This is a genomic window from Capnocytophaga sp. CM59, from assembly GCF_000293175.1.
GTDB lineage: Bacteria > Bacteroidota > Bacteroidia > Flavobacteriales > Flavobacteriaceae > Capnocytophaga > Capnocytophaga granulosa.
Genome location: NZ_ALNN01000010.1, coordinates 1 through 24,896, shown reverse-complemented (window position 1 = coordinate 24,896; position 24,896 = coordinate 1). Strand labels below are relative to the sequence as shown.

At 41.2% G+C, this 24,896-nt stretch carries 24 protein-coding genes and 1 pseudogene; 22 read left to right on the top strand and 3 right to left on the bottom strand.

Annotated features, from left to right (window positions below; all coding sequences use genetic code 11):
• The first annotated feature begins 388 nt into the window (after positions 1-388).
• Positions 389-1,462, top strand: coding sequence for a peptide chain release factor 1 (gene prfA / locus HMPREF1154_RS02810; protein ID WP_009641035.1), 1,074 nt, complete (start codon positions 389-391; stop codon positions 1,460-1,462).
• 73 nt (positions 1,463-1,535) lie between these two features.
• On the opposite strand, the gene HMPREF1154_RS02805 is transcribed toward prfA, so the two are convergent.
• Positions 1,536-2,396, bottom strand: a complete 861-nt coding sequence (locus HMPREF1154_RS02805; protein ID WP_034566791.1) for a YicC/YloC family endoribonuclease — start codon at positions 2,394-2,396, stop codon at positions 1,536-1,538.
• A gap of 139 nt (positions 2,397-2,535) precedes the next feature.
• Here HMPREF1154_RS02805 and HMPREF1154_RS02800 point away from each other — a divergent pair, with 139 nt between their 5' ends.
• From HMPREF1154_RS02800 to HMPREF1154_RS02790, 3 genes are read left to right on the top strand one after another with little or no spacing between them, the layout of a single operon-like run.
• Positions 2,536-3,792 (top strand): sigma-54 interaction domain-containing protein, encoded by a 1,257-nt coding sequence (locus HMPREF1154_RS02800; RefSeq protein ID WP_009641029.1) that lies wholly within the window; start codon positions 2,536-2,538, stop codon positions 3,790-3,792.
• Positions 3,793-3,850: 58 nt separating this feature from the next.
• Positions 3,851-5,116: a M64 family metallopeptidase gene (locus HMPREF1154_RS02795; RefSeq protein ID WP_009641019.1), complete on the top strand. Its 1,266-nt coding sequence runs from the start codon at positions 3,851-3,853 to the stop codon at positions 5,114-5,116.
• 18 nt (positions 5,117-5,134) lie between these two features.
• Complete coding sequence (locus tag HMPREF1154_RS02790; protein ID WP_083846537.1) at positions 5,135-6,442, top strand: hydroxymethylglutaryl-CoA reductase, degradative; 1,308 nt, start codon at positions 5,135-5,137, stop codon at positions 6,440-6,442.
• 105 nt (positions 6,443-6,547) lie between these two features.
• Here the strand turns inward: HMPREF1154_RS02790 and holA are convergent, their stop codons facing one another.
• Positions 6,548-7,552 (bottom strand): DNA polymerase III subunit delta, encoded by a 1,005-nt coding sequence (holA, locus tag HMPREF1154_RS02785; RefSeq protein ID WP_009641017.1) that lies wholly within the window; start codon positions 7,550-7,552, stop codon positions 6,548-6,550.
• Between the two features lie 39 nt (positions 7,553-7,591).
• On the opposite strand from holA, the gene HMPREF1154_RS02780 reads away from it, so the two are divergent.
• The 18 genes from HMPREF1154_RS02780 (at position 7,592) to HMPREF1154_RS02695 (ending at position 24,633) form a co-directional block, all read left to right on the top strand.
• Positions 7,592-8,086, top strand: coding sequence for a type I restriction enzyme HsdR N-terminal domain-containing protein (locus tag HMPREF1154_RS02780; protein WP_050999694.1), 495 nt, complete (start codon positions 7,592-7,594; stop codon positions 8,084-8,086).
• A 35-nt stretch (positions 8,087-8,121) separates the two neighbouring features.
• The gene (locus HMPREF1154_RS02775) at positions 8,122-8,715 is read left to right on the top strand and encodes a lipoprotein signal peptidase (protein ID WP_034566782.1); all 594 of its coding nucleotides are present in this window, start codon (positions 8,122-8,124) and stop codon (positions 8,713-8,715) included.
• A gap of 236 nt (positions 8,716-8,951) precedes the next feature.
• Positions 8,952-9,380, top strand: a complete 429-nt coding sequence (locus tag HMPREF1154_RS02770; protein ID WP_009641027.1) for a hypothetical protein — start codon at positions 8,952-8,954, stop codon at positions 9,378-9,380.
• Positions 9,381-9,467: 87 nt separating this feature from the next.
• Entirely contained in the window at positions 9,468-9,812 is a 345-nt protein-coding gene (locus tag HMPREF1154_RS02765) for a heavy-metal-associated domain-containing protein (RefSeq protein ID WP_009641030.1), read from the top strand.
• Between the two features lie 66 nt (positions 9,813-9,878).
• Positions 9,879-10,310 carry an RrF2 family transcriptional regulator gene (locus HMPREF1154_RS02760; RefSeq protein ID WP_009641020.1) on the top strand — a complete coding sequence of 144 codons (432 nt, stop codon included), beginning with the start codon at positions 9,879-9,881 and terminating at the stop codon, positions 10,308-10,310.
• 108 nt (positions 10,311-10,418) lie between these two features.
• Complete coding sequence (ansB, locus tag HMPREF1154_RS02755; protein ID WP_009641037.1) at positions 10,419-11,474, top strand: L-asparaginase 2; 1,056 nt, start codon at positions 10,419-10,421, stop codon at positions 11,472-11,474.
• Positions 11,475-11,564: 90 nt separating this feature from the next.
• Positions 11,565-12,722 (top strand): porin, encoded by a 1,158-nt coding sequence (locus tag HMPREF1154_RS02750; protein ID WP_050999695.1) that lies wholly within the window; start codon positions 11,565-11,567, stop codon positions 12,720-12,722.
• A 110-nt stretch (positions 12,723-12,832) separates the two neighbouring features.
• Positions 12,833-14,017 carry a dicarboxylate/amino acid:cation symporter gene (locus tag HMPREF1154_RS02745; RefSeq protein ID WP_009641018.1) on the top strand — a complete coding sequence of 395 codons (1,185 nt, stop codon included), beginning with the start codon at positions 12,833-12,835 and terminating at the stop codon, positions 14,015-14,017.
• A 77-nt stretch (positions 14,018-14,094) separates the two neighbouring features.
• Positions 14,095-15,024, top strand: coding sequence for a PfkB family carbohydrate kinase (locus HMPREF1154_RS02740; RefSeq protein ID WP_009641023.1), 930 nt, complete (start codon positions 14,095-14,097; stop codon positions 15,022-15,024).
• A gap of 3 nt (positions 15,025-15,027) precedes the next feature.
• Positions 15,028-16,929 (top strand): class II glutamine amidotransferase, encoded by a 1,902-nt coding sequence (locus HMPREF1154_RS02735; protein ID WP_034566779.1) that lies wholly within the window; start codon positions 15,028-15,030, stop codon positions 16,927-16,929.
• A 198-nt stretch (positions 16,930-17,127) separates the two neighbouring features.
• Positions 17,128-17,481, top strand: coding sequence for a winged helix-turn-helix domain-containing protein (locus HMPREF1154_RS02730; RefSeq protein ID WP_009641016.1), 354 nt, complete (start codon positions 17,128-17,130; stop codon positions 17,479-17,481).
• Positions 17,482-17,688: 207 nt separating this feature from the next.
• The gene (locus tag HMPREF1154_RS02725) at positions 17,689-18,333 is read left to right on the top strand and encodes a hypothetical protein (protein ID WP_009641012.1); all 645 of its coding nucleotides are present in this window, start codon (positions 17,689-17,691) and stop codon (positions 18,331-18,333) included.
• Complete coding sequence (trmD, locus tag HMPREF1154_RS02720) at positions 18,334-19,008, top strand: tRNA (guanosine(37)-N1)-methyltransferase TrmD (RefSeq protein WP_009641031.1); 675 nt, start codon at positions 18,334-18,336, stop codon at positions 19,006-19,008.
• A gap of 18 nt (positions 19,009-19,026) precedes the next feature.
• Positions 19,027-20,166, top strand: coding sequence for an AAA family ATPase (locus HMPREF1154_RS02715; RefSeq protein ID WP_009641034.1), 1,140 nt, complete (start codon positions 19,027-19,029; stop codon positions 20,164-20,166).
• A gap of 8 nt (positions 20,167-20,174) precedes the next feature.
• Positions 20,175-21,128 carry a signal recognition particle-docking protein FtsY gene (ftsY, locus tag HMPREF1154_RS02710; RefSeq protein ID WP_009641032.1) on the top strand — a complete coding sequence of 318 codons (954 nt, stop codon included), beginning with the start codon at positions 20,175-20,177 and terminating at the stop codon, positions 21,126-21,128.
• Positions 21,129-21,139: 11 nt separating this feature from the next.
• Positions 21,140-21,517 (top strand): hypothetical protein, encoded by a 378-nt coding sequence (locus HMPREF1154_RS02705; RefSeq protein WP_009641021.1) that lies wholly within the window; start codon positions 21,140-21,142, stop codon positions 21,515-21,517.
• A gap of 208 nt (positions 21,518-21,725) precedes the next feature.
• Entirely contained in the window at positions 21,726-22,634 is a 909-nt protein-coding gene (locus tag HMPREF1154_RS02700) for a hypothetical protein (RefSeq protein ID WP_009641013.1), read from the top strand.
• 7 nt (positions 22,635-22,641) lie between these two features.
• On the top strand, positions 22,642-24,633 hold the full coding sequence (locus HMPREF1154_RS02695) for a TonB-dependent receptor (RefSeq protein WP_009641025.1): 1,992 nt from the start codon (positions 22,642-22,644) through the stop codon (positions 24,631-24,633).
• Between the two features lie 74 nt (positions 24,634-24,707).
• Here the strand turns inward: HMPREF1154_RS02695 and HMPREF1154_RS13460 are convergent.
• Positions 24,708-24,896: pseudogene (locus HMPREF1154_RS13460) on the bottom strand (terminase); the annotation flags it as partial.

Genomic DNA, 24,896 nt, shown 5'->3' with positions numbered 1-24,896 from the left:
CAGAGTGTAAATATATGAAATTATTTTGACACCTCAATAAAAAATTATTCATTTGATTGAACTTCAAATAATTAAATGTAATGAACAACTTGGAGCAAAGTTACAAAAAAATTCTTGAAGTATTATCAAATCTCTTTGGAAATAAATCTCAACTCTACCAAAGAAAAAAACTAAAAATATTTGATTTAGAGGCGCTTAGTTTAGCTCTAATAGCAGAGAATATAAGCTTTTCCTCTGAATGTCAGCTTTTTAGATAGCTTCCTTAATCCTTTAAGTGCCAGATTGAAAAGGAGCGTTTTTAGTTGTACAAAAAAATGATCAGAACTAAAAACTAACTACTGAAAACTAAAAACTTTTTTGTATTTTTGCACCCGCAAAAAGAAATGATATGTTAGCGAGATTAGATATTGTAAAGCAACGATTTGATGAGGTTTCTGACCTTATTATACAACCCAATATCATAGCCGACCAAAAGCGCTATGTACAACTTACTAAGGAATACAAGGAGCTGAAACAGCTCATGGACAAGCGCCAAGAATATATAATTGTAACAGCCAATATTGCTGAGGCCGAGGAAATTATCAAGGACGGAAGTGACGAGGAAATGACCGAAATGGCTCGCCTTCAGTTGGAAGAAGCTAAGGAAAGACTCCCTCAGCTGGAGGAAGAAATCAAGTTCTTACTCATTCCTAAGGATCCCGAAGACAGCAAAAATGCAGTGATGGAAATCCGTGCAGGTACAGGTGGGGACGAGGCGTCTATCTTTGCAGGCGACCTCTATCGTATGTACAATAAGTACTGCCAGGATAGGGGCTGGAGTGTCTCTGTAATGGATATGAACGAGGGTACCTCTGGCGGGTTCAAGGAAATTATTTTGGAAATCAATGGAGAAGATGTATATGGTACACTCAAGTTTGAAGCGGGCGTACATCGTGTACAGCGCGTGCCACAAACAGAAACACAGGGGCGAGTACATACTTCCGCCGCAACCGTAATGGTGCTCCCCGAAGCGGAAGAGTTTGATGTGGAACTCAATATGGAGGATGTCAAGATCATTCGTACTACTTCCACAGGGCCTGGTGGTCAGTCGGTTAATACAACTTACTCGGCTATTCAGCTACAACACATTCCCACAGGGATAGAGGTGCGTTGCCAAGATGAGAAATCCCAACATAAGAATTTGGATAAGGCTTTAAAGGTGCTCCGCTCTCGTCTTTACGAAATGGAATTGGCTAAGAAAATGGAGGCCGACTCTGCACGTCGTAAAAGTATGGTCTCCAGTGGTGACAGAAGTGCCAAGATACGTACTTATAACTATCCACAAGGACGCGTAACGGATCACCGTATTGGGTTGACCCTCTACGATCTAGGCAATATTATGAATGGAGATATCCAGCGCCTGATTGATGAACTCCAACTGGCCGAAAACACCGAAAAACTCAAAGAAGGAGACATCTTTTAATGACTAATGACAAGTGACGAGTGACAAATACCACAATAGGAATTAGTCACTCGTCACTCATCACTTGCCACTATCAAAGAATGTTGAGCACTTGCTCCTTTATCTTCTCCAATTCATTTTTCATCAGCACCACGATTTGTTGCATTTGAGCGTGGTTGGCTTTGGAACCTAGGGTGTTGATTTCGCGCCCTATCTCCTGAGCGATAAAGCCCAATTTGCGCCCATTGGACTGGGGTTCTTCCAGCGTGGTAAGAAAGTAATTTAGGTGATTGGCAAGCCGTACTTTCTCCTCGGTGATGTCCAATTTTTCAAGGTAAAAGATAAGCTCTTGCTCGAAACGATTCTCATCTACTCGGTCTCTAATTTCTTCCACAGCGCGCTCCATACGACTACGGATGGCGGCAAGTCGCTCTGTGTCAAGTGCTTCTACTTGGGTCAGGAGTTGTTGTATGTTCCTGATACGTAGCTCAAAATCTTTCTGTAAAATAGCGCCCTCACTACTGCGAAACGCTTGTAATTGCTTGAGGGCTAAGACTAACACCTCCTCTATTTGGGCAAACTCCCGCTCATCTACTTCTTCCATAGGCGTAGTCAGCGCATCGGGCATGCGTACGGCCATCTTGAGAAATTCTACATCAGGCCCATTGGGCGAAATGGCTCGCATCTGCTCTATATAGCCGAGAACAACAGGGGCATTGAGCGTGGAAGTACTTGAGGCAGAGGTGTTTTCTACCGTAAGGGTAAAATCAATCTTTCCGCGCTCTAGGGTGTCGGAAATCAGTTTCCTAAGAGTTAATTCTTTCTCCTTATAGGCTTGTGCAATACGGGTGTTGAGGTCTATGGCCTTGCTATTGAGAGACTTTATCTCTATAATGATTTTCTTATCAGCAAGTTGCAATAGGCTCTTGCCAAAGCCTGTCATGGATTGTATCATGGTTGTATGCTTTGATGAGTGCAAAGGTACTAAAAATATCGCTTAAATCACGTAAATATCTTACTTAAATTGTATATTGTAAATTAATTTTGTACATTTGCAGAGTTTTTCATATCTTAAACTAAAGGTACTCCATAACATGGATATTCAATCTGTAAAACAACGTTTTGGTATTATTGGCAACGATTCCAAGCTGAATCTAGCCATAGAAAAAGCCGTTCGTATCGCCCCTACTGATGTCTCTGTACTCATCACAGGGGAAAGTGGCGTGGGTAAAGAGGCTTTTGCTCGGATTATTCACACGCTTTCAGCTCGTAAACATGCAAAATATATAGCTATCAACTGTGGGGCAATCCCCGAAGGTACGATTGATTCAGAACTATTTGGTTTTAAGGCAGGTAGCTTCACACACTCTGGCAAGGAGGATAAAAAAGGTTACTTTGAGGAGGCCAATGGGGGCACGATTTTCCTTGATGAGGTGGGCGAATTACCTCTTTCGGCACAGGTACGACTCTTGAGGGTCTTGGAAAATGGGGAGTTTATCCGCGTAGGGGACTCCACTCCTCGCAAAACCGATGTGCGTATTGTGGCTGCTACCAATGTAAAGATGCAGGAGGCTCTCAAGAAGGGACGCTTCCGTGAGGACTTGTACTATAGGCTCAATACGGTGGAGATCTTCCTCCCGCCTCTTAGAGAACGCAAAGAGGATATCCATCTGCTATTTAGAAAATTTGCCTCAGATTTTGCTCAAAAATATCATATGCCTACTATCCAACTTTCTCCAGAAGCAGTCAAGGAACTCTTACACTATCGTTGGCCTGGTAATATAAGGCAGTTGAGAAACATAGCCGAGCAAATATCTGTAGTGGAACAGAAAAGGGAAATCTCTGCTGAAACACTGCTTTCTTATCTTCCTGAGGATAAGGTAAGTCACTTGCCTGCTACAGTCTCTCAGAGCAAAGCCGAGAGTGATTTTGCTTCCGAAAGAGAAATCCTTTACAAGGTGCTTTTTGATATGCGTAATGACCTCAATGATCTCAAACAGCTTACATTTAAGCTTATACAGGAGGGAAATACCCCCAAAGTACAGGAGGAGAACCAGACGCTTATCCATAAGATCTATGGCTCTGAGGTGACCTATCCTACTGATATGAATGAACCTGCTATGATGCTCCTCTCTCATGACAAAGCGCCTTCGCATGTGGGGAAGCATGGTAACTATGATTTTGCTGAGGAAATACAGGAGGAAGAACCCATTTCTTTGCAGGACAAAGAGGTGGAGCTGATACAGAAATCCTTGGAACGGCATAGGGGTAAGAGAAAAGAAGCGGCTAAGGAACTAGGAATCTCCGAGCGAACCCTTTATCGGAAAATAAAACAATACAATATAGAATAGATATGCTATTTTTTGCATCTTAACGAATAAATATTACGTCTTAACAAATGAGTTGTATATGAGAAACATATTATTTTTTATTTCGTTTTTATACTTACAAATAGCGGTGGCTCAGTCCTATGATGCTTATTTCACTAAGGAGGCACTCCGATTGGATTTTTTTCTTTTTGGGACTAAGCGTACCACTCAGGTAGCTCTCAAAGGACTCAAGCAGGAACCGCTTTTTGGAGGTTCTCATACGAACTTGATACACCCCAATCAAGGGGAATATCGCATACAAGTATTAGATCCTGTATCGGGTAAGGTGTTGTATTCCAAGGGGTTTATTACACTCTTGGAAGAATGGCAAAGCTTAGAAACCGATGAGGCTAAAACGGAGTTTTTTGAGGTTCCTCTTCAAGTACCTTATCCTAAAGCACAGGTTAAGGTGAATTTCGACCATAGGAAGACTGATGGAAATTTCGCAACTCTTTTCTCTACTTCTGTAGACCCTACCGATTATAGGATTGTCAAAGATACTCCACTGAAGTTCCCTATCAAACAGCTGCTCAGCAATGGAGCACCTCAGCGGAAAGTGGATATAGTAGTACTTCCTGAAGGATATACACAAGAGGAAATGGACAAGTTTGTCGCCGATACCCAGCGCTTATTTGATTATTTGTTCTCTATTGCTCCTTATAGCAAACACAAAGCGGACTTCAATATTTGCGCAGTGTTGGCGCCTTCTCAAGAGAGTGGCACCGACTTGGCTGGGGTGTTGGCCTATAAGAATACGTTGTTTGATAGCCATTTTTATTCCTTTGGCATGGACAGATACCTCACTTGTCCCTCATTCTTTAAGGTGGCTGATGTAGCAGCGGCTGTGCCTTATGATCAACTCTTTGTGGTGGTCAATACCAAAGAGTATGGGGGTGGTGCTTTTTATAATCTATTGAATCTCAATGTGTCGGATAATTCTTTAGCTGAAAAAACATTTGTACATGAGTTTGGCCATGGTTTTGTAGGCCTTGCCGATGAGTACAGTTACGAAGAGGGAATGGGAAGCCGCTACAACCTTAAAATAGAGCCTTGGGAACCCAATATTACCTCTTTGGTGGATTTTGGGAGTAAGTGGAAGGATATGGTGGAGAAACGCACCCCTATTCCTACACCACGTATAGCCAAGTACCAACAGAAAGTGGGAGCCTTTGAGGGGGGCGGCTACTTATCTAAGGGTATGTATAGTCCTATGCAGGATTGCAGAATGAATTCTATTGATAGTAATGATTTCTGCCCTGTATGTACCCGTGCTATTGAGAGAATGATACGCTTTTATACAGAATAAGATTTACAGTTTAGATATATGAATACTAACATGGTTAAAGGTTTTTCTAAACTCTCTAAGGAGGAAAAACGTCAATGGATATGCCAAACCTATCTTGATAAGGAGCCTTCTGCTGAGCAGGTTTTTGCAATTTATGATTTGGCCGATAGTAATTTGCAAAAGTTACATGATGATTTTATAGAAAATGCTATAGGTAACTATGTCCTACCCTTTGCCGTAGCGCCTAATTTCTTAATTGATGGTCTCAATTATACAGTGCCTATGGTGGTAGAGGAAAGTTCAGTGGTGGCTGCCGTAAGCAAAGCGGCCAAATTCTGGTCTGAACATGGAGGCTTCCACTGTCAGGTACGTAGCATGGAAAAGGTAGGCCATATTCATCTGTTCTTTGACGGGAACAAACAGGAACTCTTCCAATTCTTTAACCAAATAGACGCGCTTCTATACGAAGACACAAGTGCGCTTACTGAAAACATGCGCAAAAGGGGAGGAGGGATCTCTTCCATTATGCTCAAGGATATGACGGATTCCTTGGAGCATTATTATCAGGTATTTGTTACTTTCCTTACAGGAGATGCCATGGGGGCTAACTTTATCAATTCATGTTTGGAGCAGATGACTCAAACCATTGAGCGCGAAGCTCTCACACATATCACCCATGGAAATCTCGAAGTACTCATGAGTATTCTCTCCAATTATACTCCTCAGTGCTTAGTAAGGGCTGAGGTCTCTGCACCTACTAGCCAAATGTCCTATAATGACATTACAGGGGAGGAGTTTGCCTCCGACTTTGTCCGTGCCATCGCAGTAGCCAATGCCGATGTATATCGTGCGGTAACTCATAACAAAGGGGTTATGAATGGGATAGATGCCGTGGTTATTGCCACAGGAAATGACTTTCGAGCCGTGGAGGCAGCCGCTCATGCCTATGCCGCCAAGGAGGGTAGGTATAAGAGTCTTACTCAAGCCTCCCTCACAGATGGTATCTTCCATTATAGTATAGAGATACCTTTGGCTATAGGTACTGTAGGGGGACTTACCAAACTACACCCTATGGTAAGAACAGCCCTAAAAATACTTGAAAACCCTTCTGCAGAAGCTCTGATGAGGATTATTGCTTGTGTAGGACTGGCACAGAACTTTGCCGCAGTGAGTTCCTTGGTAACCCATGGTATCCAAAAGGGGCATATGAAAATGCACTTAGTCAATATACTAAACCAATTAGGGGCTACCCCAGAGGAAAAACAACAACTGATGGACTATTTCAAGGATAAAACCGTCTCTCATAGCGAGGTAGTACAAGCATTTAACCGAGTTAGAGGTCAGTAGTAAGTTGTCAGTAGTTAGTAGTTAGTAGTTAGTAGTTAGTTGTTAGTTGTTAGTTGTTAGTCTCTAGAAACTAACCACTAACCACTAACCACTGTTCACTAATTACTAATCACTAATCACTGAAATAATTGTTTCTTTCAGTATATCATAGTAAGAGATAGACCCACTTTCAACCCCTTTGCTCTTGAGGTCAGCTTGTTTGATAACTTCCATACAAAAGCTGATTTTCTTCAATGGGTAGAGGGAGGCAGCTTGTCGGTAATCTTTTAAGAAATAAGGGTTTACTCCCATTTCTCTAGCCAGTTCAGCATCGGTACGGCCTGTAAGGCTAGAGAAGATAAAAAGGCTCTTAAAATAGCGATACAGGTTCTCTGTAATCATGGGCATGGGGTTATCCTTCTGGTTTTCATTGAAGTACTTGATGATCTGCATAGCCTTAGGAAGGTCTTTCCTGCCAATGGCATTTTGCAATTCAAACACGTTGAAATCCTTGCTGATACCTATATTTTCCTCTATATGGGTAGGGGTGATTTCAGTACCTGGCTTGAGGATAATCTTGAGTTTGTTCAGTTCGTTGGCTATACGACTCAGATCGGTACCCAAGAAACTTACCAATAGCTGACAAGCCACTTGGTTGATGCTATATCCGTTTTCTTTCAAAAAACTATTTACCCACTTAACAGTGTCACTCTCATAGAGTTTTTTACTCTCAAGAGTGGTGTATTTCTTGAGTTCCTTGGCTAGTTTGGTTTTTCCGTCTATCTTGCCATATTTGTAACAAAGTACCAAAATAGTAGTTGGAGACGGTTTTTCCACGTAGGGGAGTAGCTGACCTATGGTGCGGCTAAGCTCTTGGGCTTCTTTGACGATGATCACTCGGCGTTCGGCCATCATGGGATACTCGCGGGCATAGTGAATAAGGGCGTCTATGGTGATATCTTTGCCATAAACCACTTGCTGGTTGAAAGCCTTTTCATCATCACGGAGTACATTTTGTTCTATATAGTTACTGATTACGTCAATAAAATAAGGCTCTTCCCCACATAGATAGTAGATGGGACTATAATTTTGTTTTTTTAACTCAGCTAAAATTTTTTCTACTTCGTTCATGCTATGTGTTTCTAATTTTCTTTTTGTATATTTGCACCCATGCAAACATTGAATTTCCCTACGTACGAATTTCGGTTCAAAAGTAATGAAAATAAACGATATATTTTTGATATAATCCGAAAAAAATTTGTGGTGCTTACTCCTGAAGAATGGGTACGGCAACATGCGGTACGCTTTCTCTTACAGGATAGGGGCTACCCCCAGTCGCTCATGAATGTGGAAAAACGCATACAAATCAATCACTTAACCAAGCGCTACGACATTGTTATCTATCGCCCCGATGGAAGTATTTTCTTGGTGGTGGAGTGCAAGGCCCCACAGGTGGGGATCACCCAAGAGGTTTTTGACCAAATAGCTCGCTATAACCTTACCCTAAAAGCTGAGAACCTCATGGTAACTAATGGATTACAACATATTTTCTACCAGATAGACTATGAAAGGAAAGCCTATATATTCTTGCGAGAACTACCCAATTTCTACCCACTGGATGAAAATCAAAAAAAATATGATAAATCTGTAATTTTAAACCATTAAAAGTTGTATCTTTGCCGCACTTTTACACCCGTGTTATGAAGTTATCCCACGCAGGCCTTATTATATTCTTGGTATTATTGTTAGACCAAGCCAGTAAAATATATATCAAAACCCATTTCATGATAGACCAGTCTATTCATGTATTTGATTGGTTTCATATACATTTTATTGAAAATCCAGGAGCTGCTTGGGGAGTAGGAATTCCTGGGAAATATGGCAAACTCATATTGAGTATTTTCAGGATTGTAGCCATCATAGGGATTGGCTACTGGTTATGGCAATCAGTGAAAAAGAAAGCCCCTAAAGTGCTGATTATCTCTATAGCACTCATCTTTGCAGGTGCCTTGGGCAATATCATTGATTCAGTATTCTATGGAGTGATTTTTGACCATAGTGTAAATAATGTAGCGACCTTTATGAGTAAGGAACCTTATGGCACACTTTTCCATGGTAAGGTAGTGGATATGCTCTATTTTCCGCTTATAGATGCGCAACTTCCCGACTGGATTCCCTTTTATGGAGGACAAAGATTCACTTTTTTTGACCCAATTTTCAACATTGCCGATACAGCTATCTCCGTGGCGGTGGGATTGTTGATTATTTTCAATAAAAAAGCATTTAAAAAGTGATTAACTTTTTATTGATTTATTATTGTAATTTATCGGATAAAATAGCTGATTTAGAATTATATATTAATAAATAATAACAATTTAAACTTTCTTCTTCTTAACATTTGTATGGTTGAAAAATATGTTGAAAACCATGTTGAGAAAAAAAGCAAAAAAAAAGTCGCAAAATATTTTTAAATAAGAAAAAAGTTTATACCTTTGTGCAAAATTTGAACAAGTAAATAAATAGTAATTTTATGGATACAAATCTATTTGAAACCTATGTAAAGGCTATGCGCCAAGAGGTGCCAGGATTTATTTCAATCACTGTGGTAAGTACAAATGATGGTAATACTATTGCTTATGAAGCAGCTTCTAACGTGGATAACCGTTTATCAAGTGCTTTCCAAGTAGAAATCTTACGTCAGGCTACTAAAGCAATGGGATATGTGGAAGGGCTTGACGATAAGAATATAGATCGTATTGAAATCGCTCTTAAAGAACAATTGCACGTACTCTTCTCATCAAGTAATCGTCAGTTCTTGGTACACCTAATTTTGGATGAAGCTAAACAAAATATTGCAATCACCAAGATGTTGCATAACAAGTTCTTCAAAGCAGTGGAAGACAGCTATGTACCTACTGCCGAAGAACAACAAACAGTAAGAAGAAGATTGTTCTTCTAAAATAATAAATATGAAACCATAATATGCAAAAATGCTCTTCTACTGAAGGGCTTTTTGTGTATTATCTTATAATTATTAATTAGAATTATGAAATATCTAACCTTATCAGTTCTATTATTAGCACTTATGGGCTGTGCTAACAACACAGCAAACACTCCCCAAGAAGCTGCTCAACAAGAACAAAAAGCAGCTACTGACAATGCACAATTACAAGAGGTTACTCTCAAGATAGAAGGTATGACCTGTGCTCATGGTTGTGCCGCTACTATAGAGAAAAATCTCAACAAAACCGATGGAGTAGCCAAAGCCTCTGTGGATTTTGATGCCAAGACGGCTACCATATCCTACGACGCTCAGAAGCTCTCCAAGGAATCACTCATTTCGGTAATAGAAGGTTCCAATGGTGGAGACACTTATAAGGTACTGCCTTAGTCCACAAAGGGCTATGAGGTAAGACTTGAGCATGCCCACTAAAAAGATTAATCTAAACACTGAAAAATGTTATCAAATTCAAGCAAATATGCAATCAATGCAGTACTCTATTTAGCACTGCATTCCTCCATAGAAAACAAAAAAGGAGTGAAAGAAATATCCGAGGCCTTACATATTCCTACCGCTTTTTTGGCCAAACTCTTACAGATATTGGCTAAAAAAAACGCTATCTGTTCGGCTAAGGGGCCAGGAGGAGGCTTTTATCTTACAGAAGAGAAAATGAAAGCACCTTTGGCTACTATTGTTCATCATATAGATGGGGTGGATAAGTTCTCCGTTTGCTTCTTGGGAATTAGAGCTTGCTCTGAGGAAACGCCTTGTCCTATGCACTATGCTGTAAAACCATTCAAGGAAGAGTTTCTTAGAGAATTAGAAAAGCATGATATAGAATATTTTGCAGATAAAATCAGAAAAGGAGAAGCTTATCTAATTGTCTGATATAATTTATTTAAAAAAATATATTTTTTTTCTTGTTATTTTGCAACAAAAATCGTATATTTGTACTCGTAAAAATTTCTATCGCAAAGTAATAAATTAATATACAAGATGCAAAAAACAATTAAAAAAATTGCCCTTACACTATTATTAATAGTGTCCGTGGTAGCTTTCGCACAGAAACCGAAAGTACGTATTCTTGCAACAGGTGGTACTATTGCAGGAGTGAGCAAGTCCGCTACTGAAACTAATTACAAAGCGGGAGAACTAGGTATTAACCAACTCCTACAAGCAGTACCCCAAGTGAGAGACTTAGCCGATGTCTCTGGAGAGCAAATTGTAAAAATTGGCTCTCAAGATATGAATGATGATGTATGGCTAAAACTCGCTAAGCGTATCAATGAACTCCTTAATAAGGAAGGGTATGATGGAGTGGTAATCACTCATGGTACCGATACGATGGAGGAAACCGCTTACTTTCTAAACCTTACAGTACATAGTAACAAACCAGTGGTACTGGTAGGGGCTATGCGACCTGCTACAGGAATGAGTGCCGATGGTCCTTTGAACTTGTACAATGCAGTAGCTGTGGCTGCTGATAAAAATGCACAAGGTCGTGGAGTTATGGTATGTATGAATGATATTGTTCTTGATGCCAAGGATGTTATCAAAACCAATACTACCTCTGTAGATACTTTCAGAGGGGCTAATTATGGCTCTTTAGCTTATATCCACAATGGAAAAGTATTCTTTGGACGTACTCCTGACAATAAGCATACTGCCCAATCTATTTTCAATGTGGATAACCTAAAAGCGCTTCCTAAAGTAGGAATTGTATATAGCTACTCCAATGTATCTGAACTTCCTATGAAGGCTTTCATGGATGCGAAGTTCGATGGTATTGTGCATGCTGGGGTAGGAAATGGTAATTTCTACCATACTATATTTGACCTAGCTGTGAAAGCACAACAAAGTGGTATCCAGATTGTACGTTCTTCTCGTGTACCTACAGGAGCCACTACTTTGGATGCTGAAGTAGATGATGCCAAATATCACTTTGTGGCCTCTGGAGCCCTTAATCCTCAAAAGGCACGTGTGCTACTGATGTTGGCGCTTACTAAGACTAAGGATTGGCAACAGATCCAACAATATTTTAATGAGTATTAATACTTAAAGGTAAGGCAAAAAGTAAAAAGAGACATTTCTTTGTACTTTTTGCCTTTTATGCTTATAGAAAAACACAAAGAATACACAGAAATGAAAAAACTATTTATGTCAGCTATGTTCCTATCTGTTATGGGGGCATTTGCACAAGAAGATCTACAGGGACAAATCAATCAATTAAAGGCTGAATTGGAGCAGATCAAGCAAGCACAGTCTATGCCTGTAACCTCACCAGAGGGTATTAACCCTATTGATAAGCGATTCAATATGTACTTTAACTTCCAATCCAGCCTTGATGCTGAAAAAGCAGAGGGTCAGGATATGACTACAAAATTCTTTGCCCGCCAGTTGCGTTTGGAAGTAAGAGGTAATATTACCGACCGTATCTTTTACCGTTTCCGTCATCGCTTGAACCGTCCTACAGCTGCCGTGAAATTGGACAATTTGGCTACAGCTACCGATATGCTCTATGCAGGTTTTCATATAGATGATAAGTGGGCACTTACTGTGGGTAAGATGTGCCAAGCATGGGGAGGTTATGAGTTTGATTTGAACCCAATGAATATCTATGAATACTCTGATTACATAGATCACTTAGACAACTTTATGCTTGGTGGTATGATTACCTATGCTCCTAATACCAATCATGAGTTCAACTTACAAGTAACCGATGTGCGTAATGATAGTTTTGAGAATATCTATGCAAATAGTACAGGGTTAAAACAAAGTAATGTACCGCTTACCTATATACTCAACTGGAATGGTTCTCTCTTTGATGGCGTACTACAAACTCGCTGGGGAGTAGGTCTACAAAGTGAAGCGGACGGTTATAACAATACTATGGTAATGCTCGGTACCCGTGTGGCTTTACCTAAGTTCCAAGCTTTTTTGGACTACATGAGAGCTGATGAACAATTAGACCGACTTAACTATACCCCAATGAGCAACAACGGAAAAGGACAGCCTCTCAAAGATACAAAGTATAACACCTTTGTACTTAAGGGCGAATACCAACCTATACCTTCGCTTAACATATTTGCCCAAGGAATCTACGAAACTGCGGAAAGTGATTTAGCAGGTAATAAGATGACAGGCTTAGGTTATTACGGAGGGGTAGAGTACTTACCTTTCCCTTCACAAGACTTGCGCTTCTTCTTAGCCTATGTGGGCAGAAGTCGTGAAGTATCCAATCTAACGAAAAGCACGAATCGTGTGAGCTTGGGTATGATGTACCGTATCAAGGCTTTCTAAGTCTCTCATACGTAAAATAACTAAAACCTCCCTCCCACAAGGAGGGGAGGTTTTGTGCTTACTTTATTTATTATATAGATTTTTAGAAATAATCGTTAAACATATAAGATATGAAACTCAGAAAAATATACACAAACCTACTATTCAAGGTATTCTGTGGAATACTCTTGGGAATTCTTTTGGGCTGGCTCACTCTCAAGGGCTGGTTCCCTCAGTGGATTTATAGAATACTACTGACCTTCAAGGGGCTTTTTGGTAGCTTTCTAGGCTTTGCAATACCGTTGATTATTATGGGGCTTGTGATGCCCTCCATTAGCAAATTGGGCAAGAGTGCAGGACGCTTGCTGCTCATTACGGTGGGAATTGCCTATTCATTCACCTTATTTTCAGGCTTTTCTACCTATTTTGCTTCGGAGGCGATATTCCCTTCGTTACTTGAAAATCAGCATATAAAACCTATGGGAGATGAACAGGTACTCACTCCTTTCTTCTCTATCCAGATGCCCCCTATAGCCGATGTGATGACCGCCTTGGTGCTTTCTTTTATCATGGGGATCGGTCTCTCTCTTAAGGAAAAATCAGTACTCTCTGGAGTGATTGAGGAGTTTGGTGAGATCGTTAGCTGGCTCATTGCCAAGGCCATTATCCCTGTATTGCCTTATTATATCATGGCTATCTTCGCTGAAATCACCTTTGGAGGGAAAGTAGTTTCTGTGATAGAAGTGTTCTTTAAGCTCATCGTGGTACTCTTTGTCATGCACATACTCCTTTTGATTATACAGTACCTAATTGCAGGAGGGATTGCAGGGAGAAACCCATTCAAATCGCTTATAACCATGTTGCCAGCTTATGCTACAGCCTTGGGTACCCAATCCTCCGCAGCGACTATTCCAATTACCCTACAACAGGCCATAAAGATGGGGGTATCGCCTCGTATTGCAGGCTTTGTCATTCCACTGTGTGCTACTATACATCTTTCGGGAAGCACCATGAAAATCACCGCTTGTGCTATGGCTTTGATGCTTTTGGAAGGTATGCCTTTTGACTTGGAACTCTTCTCAGGCTTTATCATGATGCTAGGCATTATTATGGTAGCTGCCCCAGGGGTACCAGGGGGAGCAATTATGGCTGCACTGGGTATCTTAGGTTCTATGTTGGGCTTCAATGAGGAGCAACAAGGACTGATGATTGCTCTCTATGTGGCTATGGATAGCTTTGGTACCGCTTGTAATGTAACAGGTGATGGAGCTGTAGCTCTGATAGTCAATAAGATAGAGGAAGGCAAAAGCGCCTAGACGCAAGTTATAAAATATTTGCTAATCCAAAAATTAGTAGTACCTTTGCGTTTTCATTAAAGAGATTTTCAATAGAGATGAACAACAAACTACTTACAGTAGGAACTTTAGCCTTTGATACTATAGAGACGCCTTTGAACAGGGTGGAGCGCACCATGGGAGGAGCCGCCAATTATAGTGCTTTGGCAAGTGCTATCTTTGATGTAGAACAGGCCGTCGTATCGGTCATAGGGGAGGACTATCCACAATCTTTTTTGGACTACCTTATAGAACGTGAGATAGATATTTCCCAAATAGAAAAAGTACAATCAGGGCGCAGCTTCTTTTGGAGTGGGCGTTATTTTACCAATATGAACAAAAGGGAGACACTTGAGACTCAGGAAAATGTACTTAGTGGCTATATGCCTAAAATAAATCCAGCGTTCTCCGATGCCTCCTTTGTACTGCTGGGAAACCTACACCCTAAAGTACAACTTCAGGTATTGGAGCAACTCTCTTCAAGACCAAGCCTTGTGGTTTCTGATACCATGAACTATTGGATAGATCATACACCTGAATTGCTAGAAGAACTTATCCGAAAAACCGATGTGCTTACCGTAAGTGATGAGGAGGCCTTTGCCCTTACAGGAGAGACTGTCTTGCTTAGGGCAGTAGAGAAGTTACAACAAAAAGGCGCTTCTTATATCATTATCAAAAGGGGAGAGCATGGCGCTATGCTTTTCCATGAAGAAAAAAGATTCTTCACACCTGCCTTGCCTTTGACACAGGTATATGACCCTACGGGAGCAGGAGATACTTTTGCAGGAGGCTTTATAGGTTATATGGCACAAACAGGAGAAGTCTCCTTTGAAAACATGAAAAATGCCTTGGTATATGCCACTACCTTGGCCTCTTTCTGCGTAGAACAGATGGGAGTAGAGAGATTACTTTCTCTGACCAAGGAGGAAGTGCTTCGACGCCTTTTCTGCTTGAAAGAATTGACCCAATTTGAAATAAAAGTTGTCTAAAAAATGAGTGATGCTATCAAACACGAATGCGGAATTGCACTACTTCGCCTTCTTAAACCTTTAGAATATTATCAACAAAAGTACGGAACCCCCTTCTATGGGTTGCATAAGATGTACTTGCTGATGGAAAAACAACACAATCGCGGGCAAGATGGGGCAGGAATCGCCAATATTAAGCTTGATATGCAACCAGGCGAGCGCTATATAGGACGTGTGCGCTCAAATGATTCCCAACCTATTCAGGATATCTTTAAGCAAATCAACTCTCATATCAACGAACTGCTCAAGAGTCACCCAGAGGCTAAAGCAGATGTACAAGCCCTTAAAAAACTCATACCCTACTTGGGCGAGGTGTATTTAGGCCATGTGCGCTATGGTACTTTTGGGAAAAATAGCATAGAGAATGTACACCCTTTCCTTAGAGAGAACAACTGGATCTATCGCAACCTTATCTTGGCTGGAAACTTCAACCTGACCAATGTCAATGAACTCTTCAACAAGTTGGTAGAGCTTGGCCAACATCCAATTGCTAAGACCGATACGATTACTGTTATGGAACGTATTGGTCACTTCTTGGACAACGAAGTAGAGGAGTGTTACCGCCGACTCAAGCAGGAGGGTATCAGTAAGCGAGAGGCATCGCCACTGATTATGGAGCAACTGGATATGGTCAAGGTACTCAAGAGGGCAGCTGCACGCTGGGACGGAGGTTATGCCATGGCAGGTATTGTAGGGCATGGGGTTTCCTTTGTAATTAGAGATCCTGCCGCTATTCGCCCTGCTTATTATTATAAGGACGACGAAGTGGTGGTAGTAGCTTCCGAACGAGCCGTCATACAAACAGCCTTTAATGCACCTTTTGAGCAAGTGGAAGAGCTACCCGCAGGGGCAGCCATTCTTATCAAACGAGATGGCTCCTCACAGATAGAACAGATCTTGGAACCCACAGACCGCAAGGCATGTTCGTTCGAGCGTATCTACTTTTCTCGTGGTAGTGATCAGGAAATCTACTTAGAGCGAAAGAAATTAGGCGCTTTGCTTCTGCCACAGGTACTTCGCTCTATTGATAATGATCTGAAGAACACCGTCTTTTCCTATATCCCCAATACGGCAGAAACATCCTTTTATGGACTAATAGAGGCTGTATCTGAAGATCTTAACCAAAAGAAAAAGCAGCAAATCCTTCAGCAAGGTGCCACTCTGAATGAGGCATGCCTTAATGAAATCCTTTCAGTACGCCCTCGTATAGAGAAGGTAGCCATTAAGGACGTAAAACTACGTACCTTTATCACTGAAGATGCAGGTAGGGAGGATATGGTTGCCCATGTGTATGATATTACCTATGGTTCGGTAAGAAAACATGAGGATAACTTGGTGATTATTGACGATAGTATCGTACGAGGTACTACGCTCAAGAAGAGTATCCTCAATATCCTCAACCGCTTAGAACCCAAGAAAATAACAGTACTTTCCTCAGCCCCTCAGATTCGTTACCCTGATTGCTATGGGATAGATATGGCACGCTTGGAAGACCTTATAGCCTTTGAGGCAACCCTTGCTCTACACAAGGACGCAGGTACCTATGGGGTAGTGGAGGCCATTTATAAGAAATGTCTCGCTCAAAAAAACAAGCCCGATGAGGAAATTATCAATTATGTCAAAGAACTTTATGCACCTTTCACCACAGAGCAAATATCTCTAAAGATTACAGAGCTTTTGCGACCAGAGGCAATGCAGTGCGATTTAGATATTATCTTCCAAAGTGTGGAAAACCTACACAAGGCTTGTCCTAAGAACTTGGGTGACTGGTATTTCACAGGCGATTATCCTACCGTGGGAGGTAATAGAGTAGTCAATCAGGCCTTTATCAACTTCTATGAAGGGAATAAACAACGCGCATATTAGTGACTAATGACAAGTGACAGTGACTAATGACCAATGACTAATCAAATTATTGATTATTAAAGTGTTGCGACAAAAGTGAAAAAAATATTGTGTTTTTCAAAATAAATGTGTATATTTGCATTACGATTTGAGAATAGGTAATTTTCTGATTATCAACTTAAAATACGCTGTAAGGTACCAATTTAGCTGAGAAACATCATGGAAAATAATCTAAAAATAAAAGGGAATATCTGGATAGAGACCGATACGGGGCTGCAAATTAATGCAGTTAAGGCATTACTTTTGGAGCAGATTGATGTTTTGGGTTCTATCTCAGAAGCTGCAAAAGTGTTAAATATTCCTTATCGTCGCGCATGGGGCATGATTCAAGAAATGAACCGAAATTCCTCCTTTGAAATTGTAGCCAAAGAAGCGGGAGGAAAAGCAGGAGGTCATAGCATCCTTACCGAGGGAGGTAGAGATATTCTCCAACTTTTCAAAGATGTAAATGACAGCTTAAAGCAATATAGCAATGGGGAAAATGGCTGTTTCTCAGGCTGGAAAGAGAACTAACCCCCCTCATCCGTAGAAGCGTAACAATTTTTAGGTTAGCTACAATAAAAAGAGGAACAAGGATATGCTCCAAGTGAGGGCTTTTCTTGCTCCTCTTTGTGGTAAATGCTCATGGTAAACAAATTTTTGTTAATAATAAATGATAGGGTATTTTATTAGAGAAAAAATAGTATTTTTGCACAAGAAATAAAAAATATAAATCTGAAAATGACACGAAAATTATTTATTATTGGTTTTGCCCTCTCTTCTTTACTGGCTACAGCACAGAGTGAGACTGAACAACAACAAGAACTTACACCAACCCGCTCTCGTACAACAGCGGAAGCACCCCAAGAGGAAAAGCAATATCCTGCAACCATAGAAGGTCAGTTTGATGAACTGGTGGATAAGTCAGGAAACTGGGAAAAGTTCAAGCTCGTAAAGAAAGAAAGTATATATACCTTTAAAAAATCATTACTTGATAGTCTTAGTGGACAAAAAACATTACTTCGTGAGAAATTGGACACTATCAGTGCGCAATCCTCTCGTATAAAAGAGCTAAATCTCAATATACAAAACCTCCAAAGTGAGCTTGATAAAGAGAAAAATCGCAATGATAGCATAGATTTCCTAGGAATTACCATAGAAAAAGGGGTATATTCTATTATTGTATGGGGGATTATCGTGATTTTAGCCATACTTTTGGTGGTATTTATTTCTCGCTTTACCAGTTCCAACAGCATTACTCGTGGGGCGCTGAAGGATTTGGAAGATTTACAAAACGAATACGAGGAATATCGTACCAAAGCCATTGAGCGCGAACAGAAAGTACGCCGCCAATTGCAAGATGAGATTAACAAACATCGTTCTTAAATGCGAATTGATATTATAGCGGTTGTTCCAGAGTTACTCCAAAGCCCTTTTCAACACTCTATTTTTAAGCGAGCTGTGGAAAAGGGATTGGCTAGTGTCTATTTCCACGATTTACGCCAATATGGTTTGGGCAACTACAAGCAAATAGATGATTATAGTTTCGGTGGGGGAGCGGGCATGGTGCTGATGATAGAGCCTATTGACGCTTGTATCTCGGCACTCAAGGCAGAACGCAACTATGACGAAGTTATTTACCTTACTCCTGACGGACATACCCTCAATCAGCCTATGGCTAATGCGCTTTCTCTGAAGGAAAATATCATCATTCTCTGTGGCCACTACAAGGGGGTAGATCAGCGTGTGAGAGACCACTTCGTGACCAAAGAAATATCTATAGGAGACTATGTGCTTTCAGGAGGCGAGTTGGCCGCAGCAGTATTAGCTGATGCCATTGTGCGCTTGATTCCAGGGGTACTCTCCGATGAGACTTCTGCCCTGACGGACTCTTTTCAGGATAACCTCTTGGCCCCGCCCGTATATACACGGCCTGCTGAGTATAAGGGCTGGAAGGTGCCTGATATACTCTTAAGTGGTAACACCCCCCAAATAGATGCTTGGCGCGAAGAACAGGCCTATAAGCGCACTGAGGAGCGACGACCTGACTTATTAACTTAAAAAAAGGAACCAACATTAATGAAAATTTTAGAATCAAAATATTACAGGGAAATAAAAATACTGGGCGTAAACGGAGATGACGAACTTGAACTCTTTGACAAGAATCGTTATCTTACCTCCAAAGCCCCTTTCAGATATTTGTTATCGGACTTGATGTGCGACATCTATCTCTCGAATGACGACCTGATTATCCAGCGAGATAAGCTCCAACATTTTATAAAATGCACGGATTTCTATACCTTGGACTATTCTTCTAAGAACAACAAACTCTACGAAGATGAGGAATGTTATTTTCACCCTAAGTTGGAGGTATTTATTCTTATTTCGCACAACCTGACCAACGAATATGACTCCGAAATGTTCGAAGAGGGACTCTATAAGGTCAATTATGTGTATTATAACAACAATCAATCTGCTTCAGTAGAGGGACTAAAGGCATTATTCTCTGAATACTTAGAGAAATATCAGCCTAAAAAGGCAAAAGTTTCCATTTTGCTCAAATCTCAGAATGGTTTTGATGTAAAAACACATACAATCAAGCCTTTCCGTATTGATTTTGATAGAATGTACAACGATGATTTCTTGGAAGTGCACAACCGAGTGAAAAAGAGTATCACCGATGAGAACAAGGGAATTGTACTCTTCCACGGGATTGCGGGTTCTGGTAAGACCAACTACATAAAGTGGCTCACCAGCCAGATACCTAACAAGAAATTTATCTTTGTTCCTACCTCTATGATCGCCTCTCTTACGGATCCGTCCTTTATAGGAGTGCTTATAGATCATAAGAACTCGGTTTTGGTCTTGGAGGATTGTGAGAACTATATAGCTGAGCGTACTGCACTTAACAGTAATACCGATGTGGTCTCCTCCATACTAAACATAGCCGATGGTATGCTTTCCGATGTGCTTGAGTGTCAGCTTATCTGTACCTTTAACTCGGATATATCTAAGATTGATTCTGCGCTTTTGAGAAAAGGGCGCTTGATCGCTGAATATAAGTTCAAGGAACTTTCGGTGGAGAAGGCCAATAATTACCTGCGTTCCATAGGAAAAGAGCCTACCATCACCAAACCATGTTCCTTAGCCGAACTCACCAACATGGAAACCAAAGCCCTAAAAGAGGATACTGATACTCCTAAAATAGGCTTCAAATAGAAAAGACTATGAATTTTTTTAAAAAATTATTCTCCTCCGAAAAAAAGGAAACCTTGGACAAAGGCTTAGAGAAATCAAAGACCTCATTCTTTGATAAGCTCACTCGTGCTATTGCAGGCAAATCCAAGGTAGATGACACTATTTTGGACGAACTGGAGGGCGTTTTGGTCAGCAGTGATGTGGGGGTGAATACCACTCTGAAAATCATTGAGCGTATAGAGAAGCGCGTAGCCGAGGATAAATACTTGGGCACAAGCGAACTGAATAAGATTCTTAGGGAAGAAATAGCAGGACTGCTCTCACAAACAGAAAGAGGAGAAGCGGTGGATTTCTTTGTCCCTACCGAGCGCAAACCTTATGTGATCATGGTGGTCGGTGTCAATGGGGCAGGGAAGACCACAACCATAGGTAAGCTCGCTTATCAGTTCAAAAAGAAAGGCCTCAAGGTAGTCTTAGGGGCTGCGGATACTTTCCGTGCGGCGGCCATAGACCAGCTGCAAGTATGGGCAGATAGGGTAGGGGTACCCCTTGTCAAGCAACAGACAGGCAGTGACCCTGCTTCGGTGGCTTATGATACGCTTTCTTCGGCACTCTCTCAAGAGGCCGATGTGGTAATTATAGATACAGCGGGACGTTTGCATAATAAAATTAATTTGATGAATGAACTCAGTAAGGTAAAGCGCGTGATGCAAAAGCTCTTGCCTTATGCCCCTGATGAGGTACTCTTGGTACTCGATGGCTCTACAGGTCAAAATGCCTTCGAACAAGCCAAACAATTCACTTTGGCTACGGAGGTTAATGCTTTGGCTATCACTAAGCTTGATGGTACCGCCAAGGGTGGGGTAGTTATAGGTATCTCCGATCAGTTCCAGATTCCCGTCAAGTATATAGGTGTAGGGGAAGGAATTGAGGACTTGCAAGTGTTCAACAAATACGAATTTGTAGATTCTTTCTTCAAATAGTTATGATAAAAATGAGAAAAAGAGTACGCTTTTTCGTTGTAATCCTCTCTTGTATGGTACTGCTTAGTGCCATACGTGGGGGGCTTTTTTTCTCTTATTACCTAATCAATCCTACACAATTCATCACTCTTTTCTGTGAAAACAAAACCAATACACAAAAACACTGCGATGGTAAGTGCTTTTTAGCCAAAGTATCTTCTGAAAACACACAGGAACAGACTGATGTAAAATTTGATTTTACAAAAAACCAAACAGAGGTTTTTTGTGTAAAAATTCCTACATTTGAAACGCTTGTCCTCTGCACTACAGAACAAACACTTCTTTTTTATTATCATTTTTCTACTTGGGAAAATATAGTTAAGGAAACACTGAGACCCCCCGTTTTTTAATGATTAATGGCTAATGATTAATGGTTAATGATTAATGATTAATAAGTTTGGCATTAGTCATTATTGGTATTAATCATTATTGGTATTAATCATTATTGGTATTAATCATTATTGGTATTAATCATTATTGGTATTAATCATTATTGGCATTAATCATTATTGGCATTAATCATTATTTACGTTTCTACTATTTATAAATCAGAAAAAAATGAGAAAAATATATATCCTTATACTTATTGCTATAGGGCTGTCCTCTTGTACCGTGGAGAAAACACCCTTTGGCAATCGTCTCCACTTTGCCTCTCGTGGTGAGCTGCAAGAAGTAACGCAAATAAAAGAGAATGAGCACCTTATCTCTGTTGAATCCTCTGGCGGAGAGTTTTTGCGCGGTTATAATGCCTTGGCAGTGAAAATCACTACGGCACAAACCTTTGAGAAGCTCAATGTGGAAAAAGTTACCCTTTCTATAACTCGTACCAATGAGCGTGGAAAACCCAGCTATATCCCTTATAGCCAAGTACTTGACAACAGCGAAGATAGCCGTATCTTCAAAGGATTTGCTGTGTTCGATACGCCTAAAAAATATTCGGTACTTAACGCCACTCATACAGGTATCAAAACGCCTTGGCACCTGCACCTTACTTATGTCATAGAAGGTAAGCAGTATCAGGCAGAAAAGGAGATTACAGTATGGGACACGCGTAACCCTAATCTTAATATGACCCAGTTTCAAGGTCGTGATGGCAAGAAATACATGATTGCTCTCACCGCTCCTGAAATTCCTAAGGTAGCCCTCAATGACCTCTCCGCGGGGATATGGGTACAACAGCCCGATAGCACTTATGCTGTGGCTAACCATTATCTCTTGGAGCTGGATCCTCGTATGCCAGGGGAGGATATGGGAAACCATTCGTCTCCAGACAACCAAAACTTGACTCAAGGGGCAGATGGCTTCTATCATGGGAAGGTGAACTATACCATGACAGGTTATTGGACACTTAATTTTATCCTTAAAGATGCTCAAAAGAGAGTCATCAAAGGCACTGAAGTACCTAATACAGTGAAAATGGGAGTCTTCGGTGAGCAAAGTGAACTTCATATTGATATTTTATTCTAAAAAACGTATGAAAAGATATATAACATATCTATTTTTATTGACTATAGCGACTACTTACGGACAGATAAGCAAAAAAGATAGTATAATTCGCCTTAAGGAAGTTGTAGTAGCCGAAAAATTTCGTAAAAAACAAATCCAATCGGACGTAAAACTTTCTTGTTCGGTAGATGAATATTTGGCCACTTCCGATAACATTAGCTTTATCAAGCGTGGGGCTTATGCTTGGGAGCCTATGCTTAACAATATGAATACAGAGCGCTCCTCCATCACCATAGAGGGCATGCACATCTTTGGGGCTTGTACCGATAAGATGGACCCTGTAACCTCCTATGTGGAGACGAACAACCTCTCCAAAATAGATGTACATTCGGGACAGGAAGGCGGCATGCATGGGGCAACTATCGCAGGGGGGATAGACCTCAAGCGCAAGCGAGTAGCTTTCTCTGAAGAGCCTACCTATGGAGGCTCGGCTCAGCTGGGTTTCCAACAAAACAATGCCCATCGCTTTGGTATGGCAGACCTCTATTATTCCTCTGAGAAATTTGTAGCCGACGGAACTGCTGCTTATCGCAAAGCCGAGAGCTACAAGGACGGACATGGAGATAAGGTCAAGCACTCCCAATTTGAGAAATACAATACCTCCTTGGGCTTGGCCTACAAAACCAGTGAGCTCTCTGCCCTGAAAGCCGATGCCATCTTTGATGTGGCCAAGGACGTGGGTTATCCTGCCCTGCCTATGGACACTTGGCTGGCACGCGCCTTGATATCCTCACTTTCCTTCAAGCAACTCTTTGAGGAAGGTATGCTCAAGGTTTGGGACTCTAAGTTCTATTTCAATGCTATAGAGCACTATATGGACGATACCACGCGCCCTGAAAACCTTGTACATATGGACATGCCAGGCTGGACAACTACTTATGGGCTTACTTCCAAAATCCTCCTCAAGAAAGATAACTATACCGCTGATATTCAGCTTAATGGTTATTCCAACTATTCGCTGGCGGAAATGACTATGTACCCTAAGGACAGGAGCAAGGTCAATGGCTTTGCCTTTACTTGGCCTGGAGTCACGACCAACTATGGAGGGCTTTCGTTCTCCAATCAGTGGGAGCTAACCGATAGGGAACAATTTACCTTAGGCGGCACGCTGGGGGTACATCATAACCATATAGAATACTTGGATTTTATTCGTGTATTTAATCAAAATACAGCTGACTCCCCTGAGAATAAGACCCGTTTTCTGCCCAGCTTACATGCTACTTATCAGCTGAAATTAGCCCCTTTCACCCTTTCCATGGGAACAGGCTATGGACATAGGGCACCTTCTGTTTCGGAGGCCTATGGGTACTATATCTACAATAGCTTTGACCGCTATGACTATATAGGTACTCCCAACCTTAAGAATGAAATTTCCTACGAACTGAATGGAAGTCTTAGCTATGAAAACCAAGCCCTTATAGTGGAGGCCAAAGTGAATCATTTCTATATAGAGAACTATATATTGGGTAAGATTTTGCGTATAGCCTTTCCTATGAATGCGGCATCAGTAGGGGTGAAAAAGTATGAAGCACTGGCACATGCCAAGATTTTCAATGCTTCACTGAACCTAAGTTACCATTTCCTACAGCACTTCCACTGGAAAGGAGGACTTAACTATGCCAAGGGTACAGACTTTGAGGGGGAAAACCTTCCTTTTATTCGCCCACTTAGCTATCAGTCTTCCTTGCAGTATAACCAAGGGAGCTTAGGGGCAACTTTCTCTTTCAATGGAGATTTTACACAGACGGCCTATTCGCCCCAATACGGAGAAGACCGTACTCCTGCTTATATAGTGTACAACCTCTCGGCCAACTATCGTTTCCCTATAGGTAAGCAGACCCTAAGGTGGGAGGTTGGTGTAGAAAATATCCTCAACAACTATTACAGCACCTATGCCGATTGGGGAAATATCCCTCGTATGGGGAGAAATATCTTTACCAGCGTGGGAATCACATTTTAGTGAAAAGTGAAGAGTGAAAAGTGAAGAGTGAGCGCCTGAATAGCGTTTTTCACTATTCACTTTTCACTATTCGCTTAAATCCTTCCAAACATCTCCGCCACACTAACTCTCTTGGGGGGCTGGCGACACTCTATGGAGCCTGTAAGGGCATCGGGGGCGTCGTCATGGGCGTTGGTACCTACACGGAGGTAACCCGTGAGGTCACGGGCAAACTTCGGGAAGCGCTTTTTCCAGTCCAAAGGCATTTTAATCAGCTTCTGCAC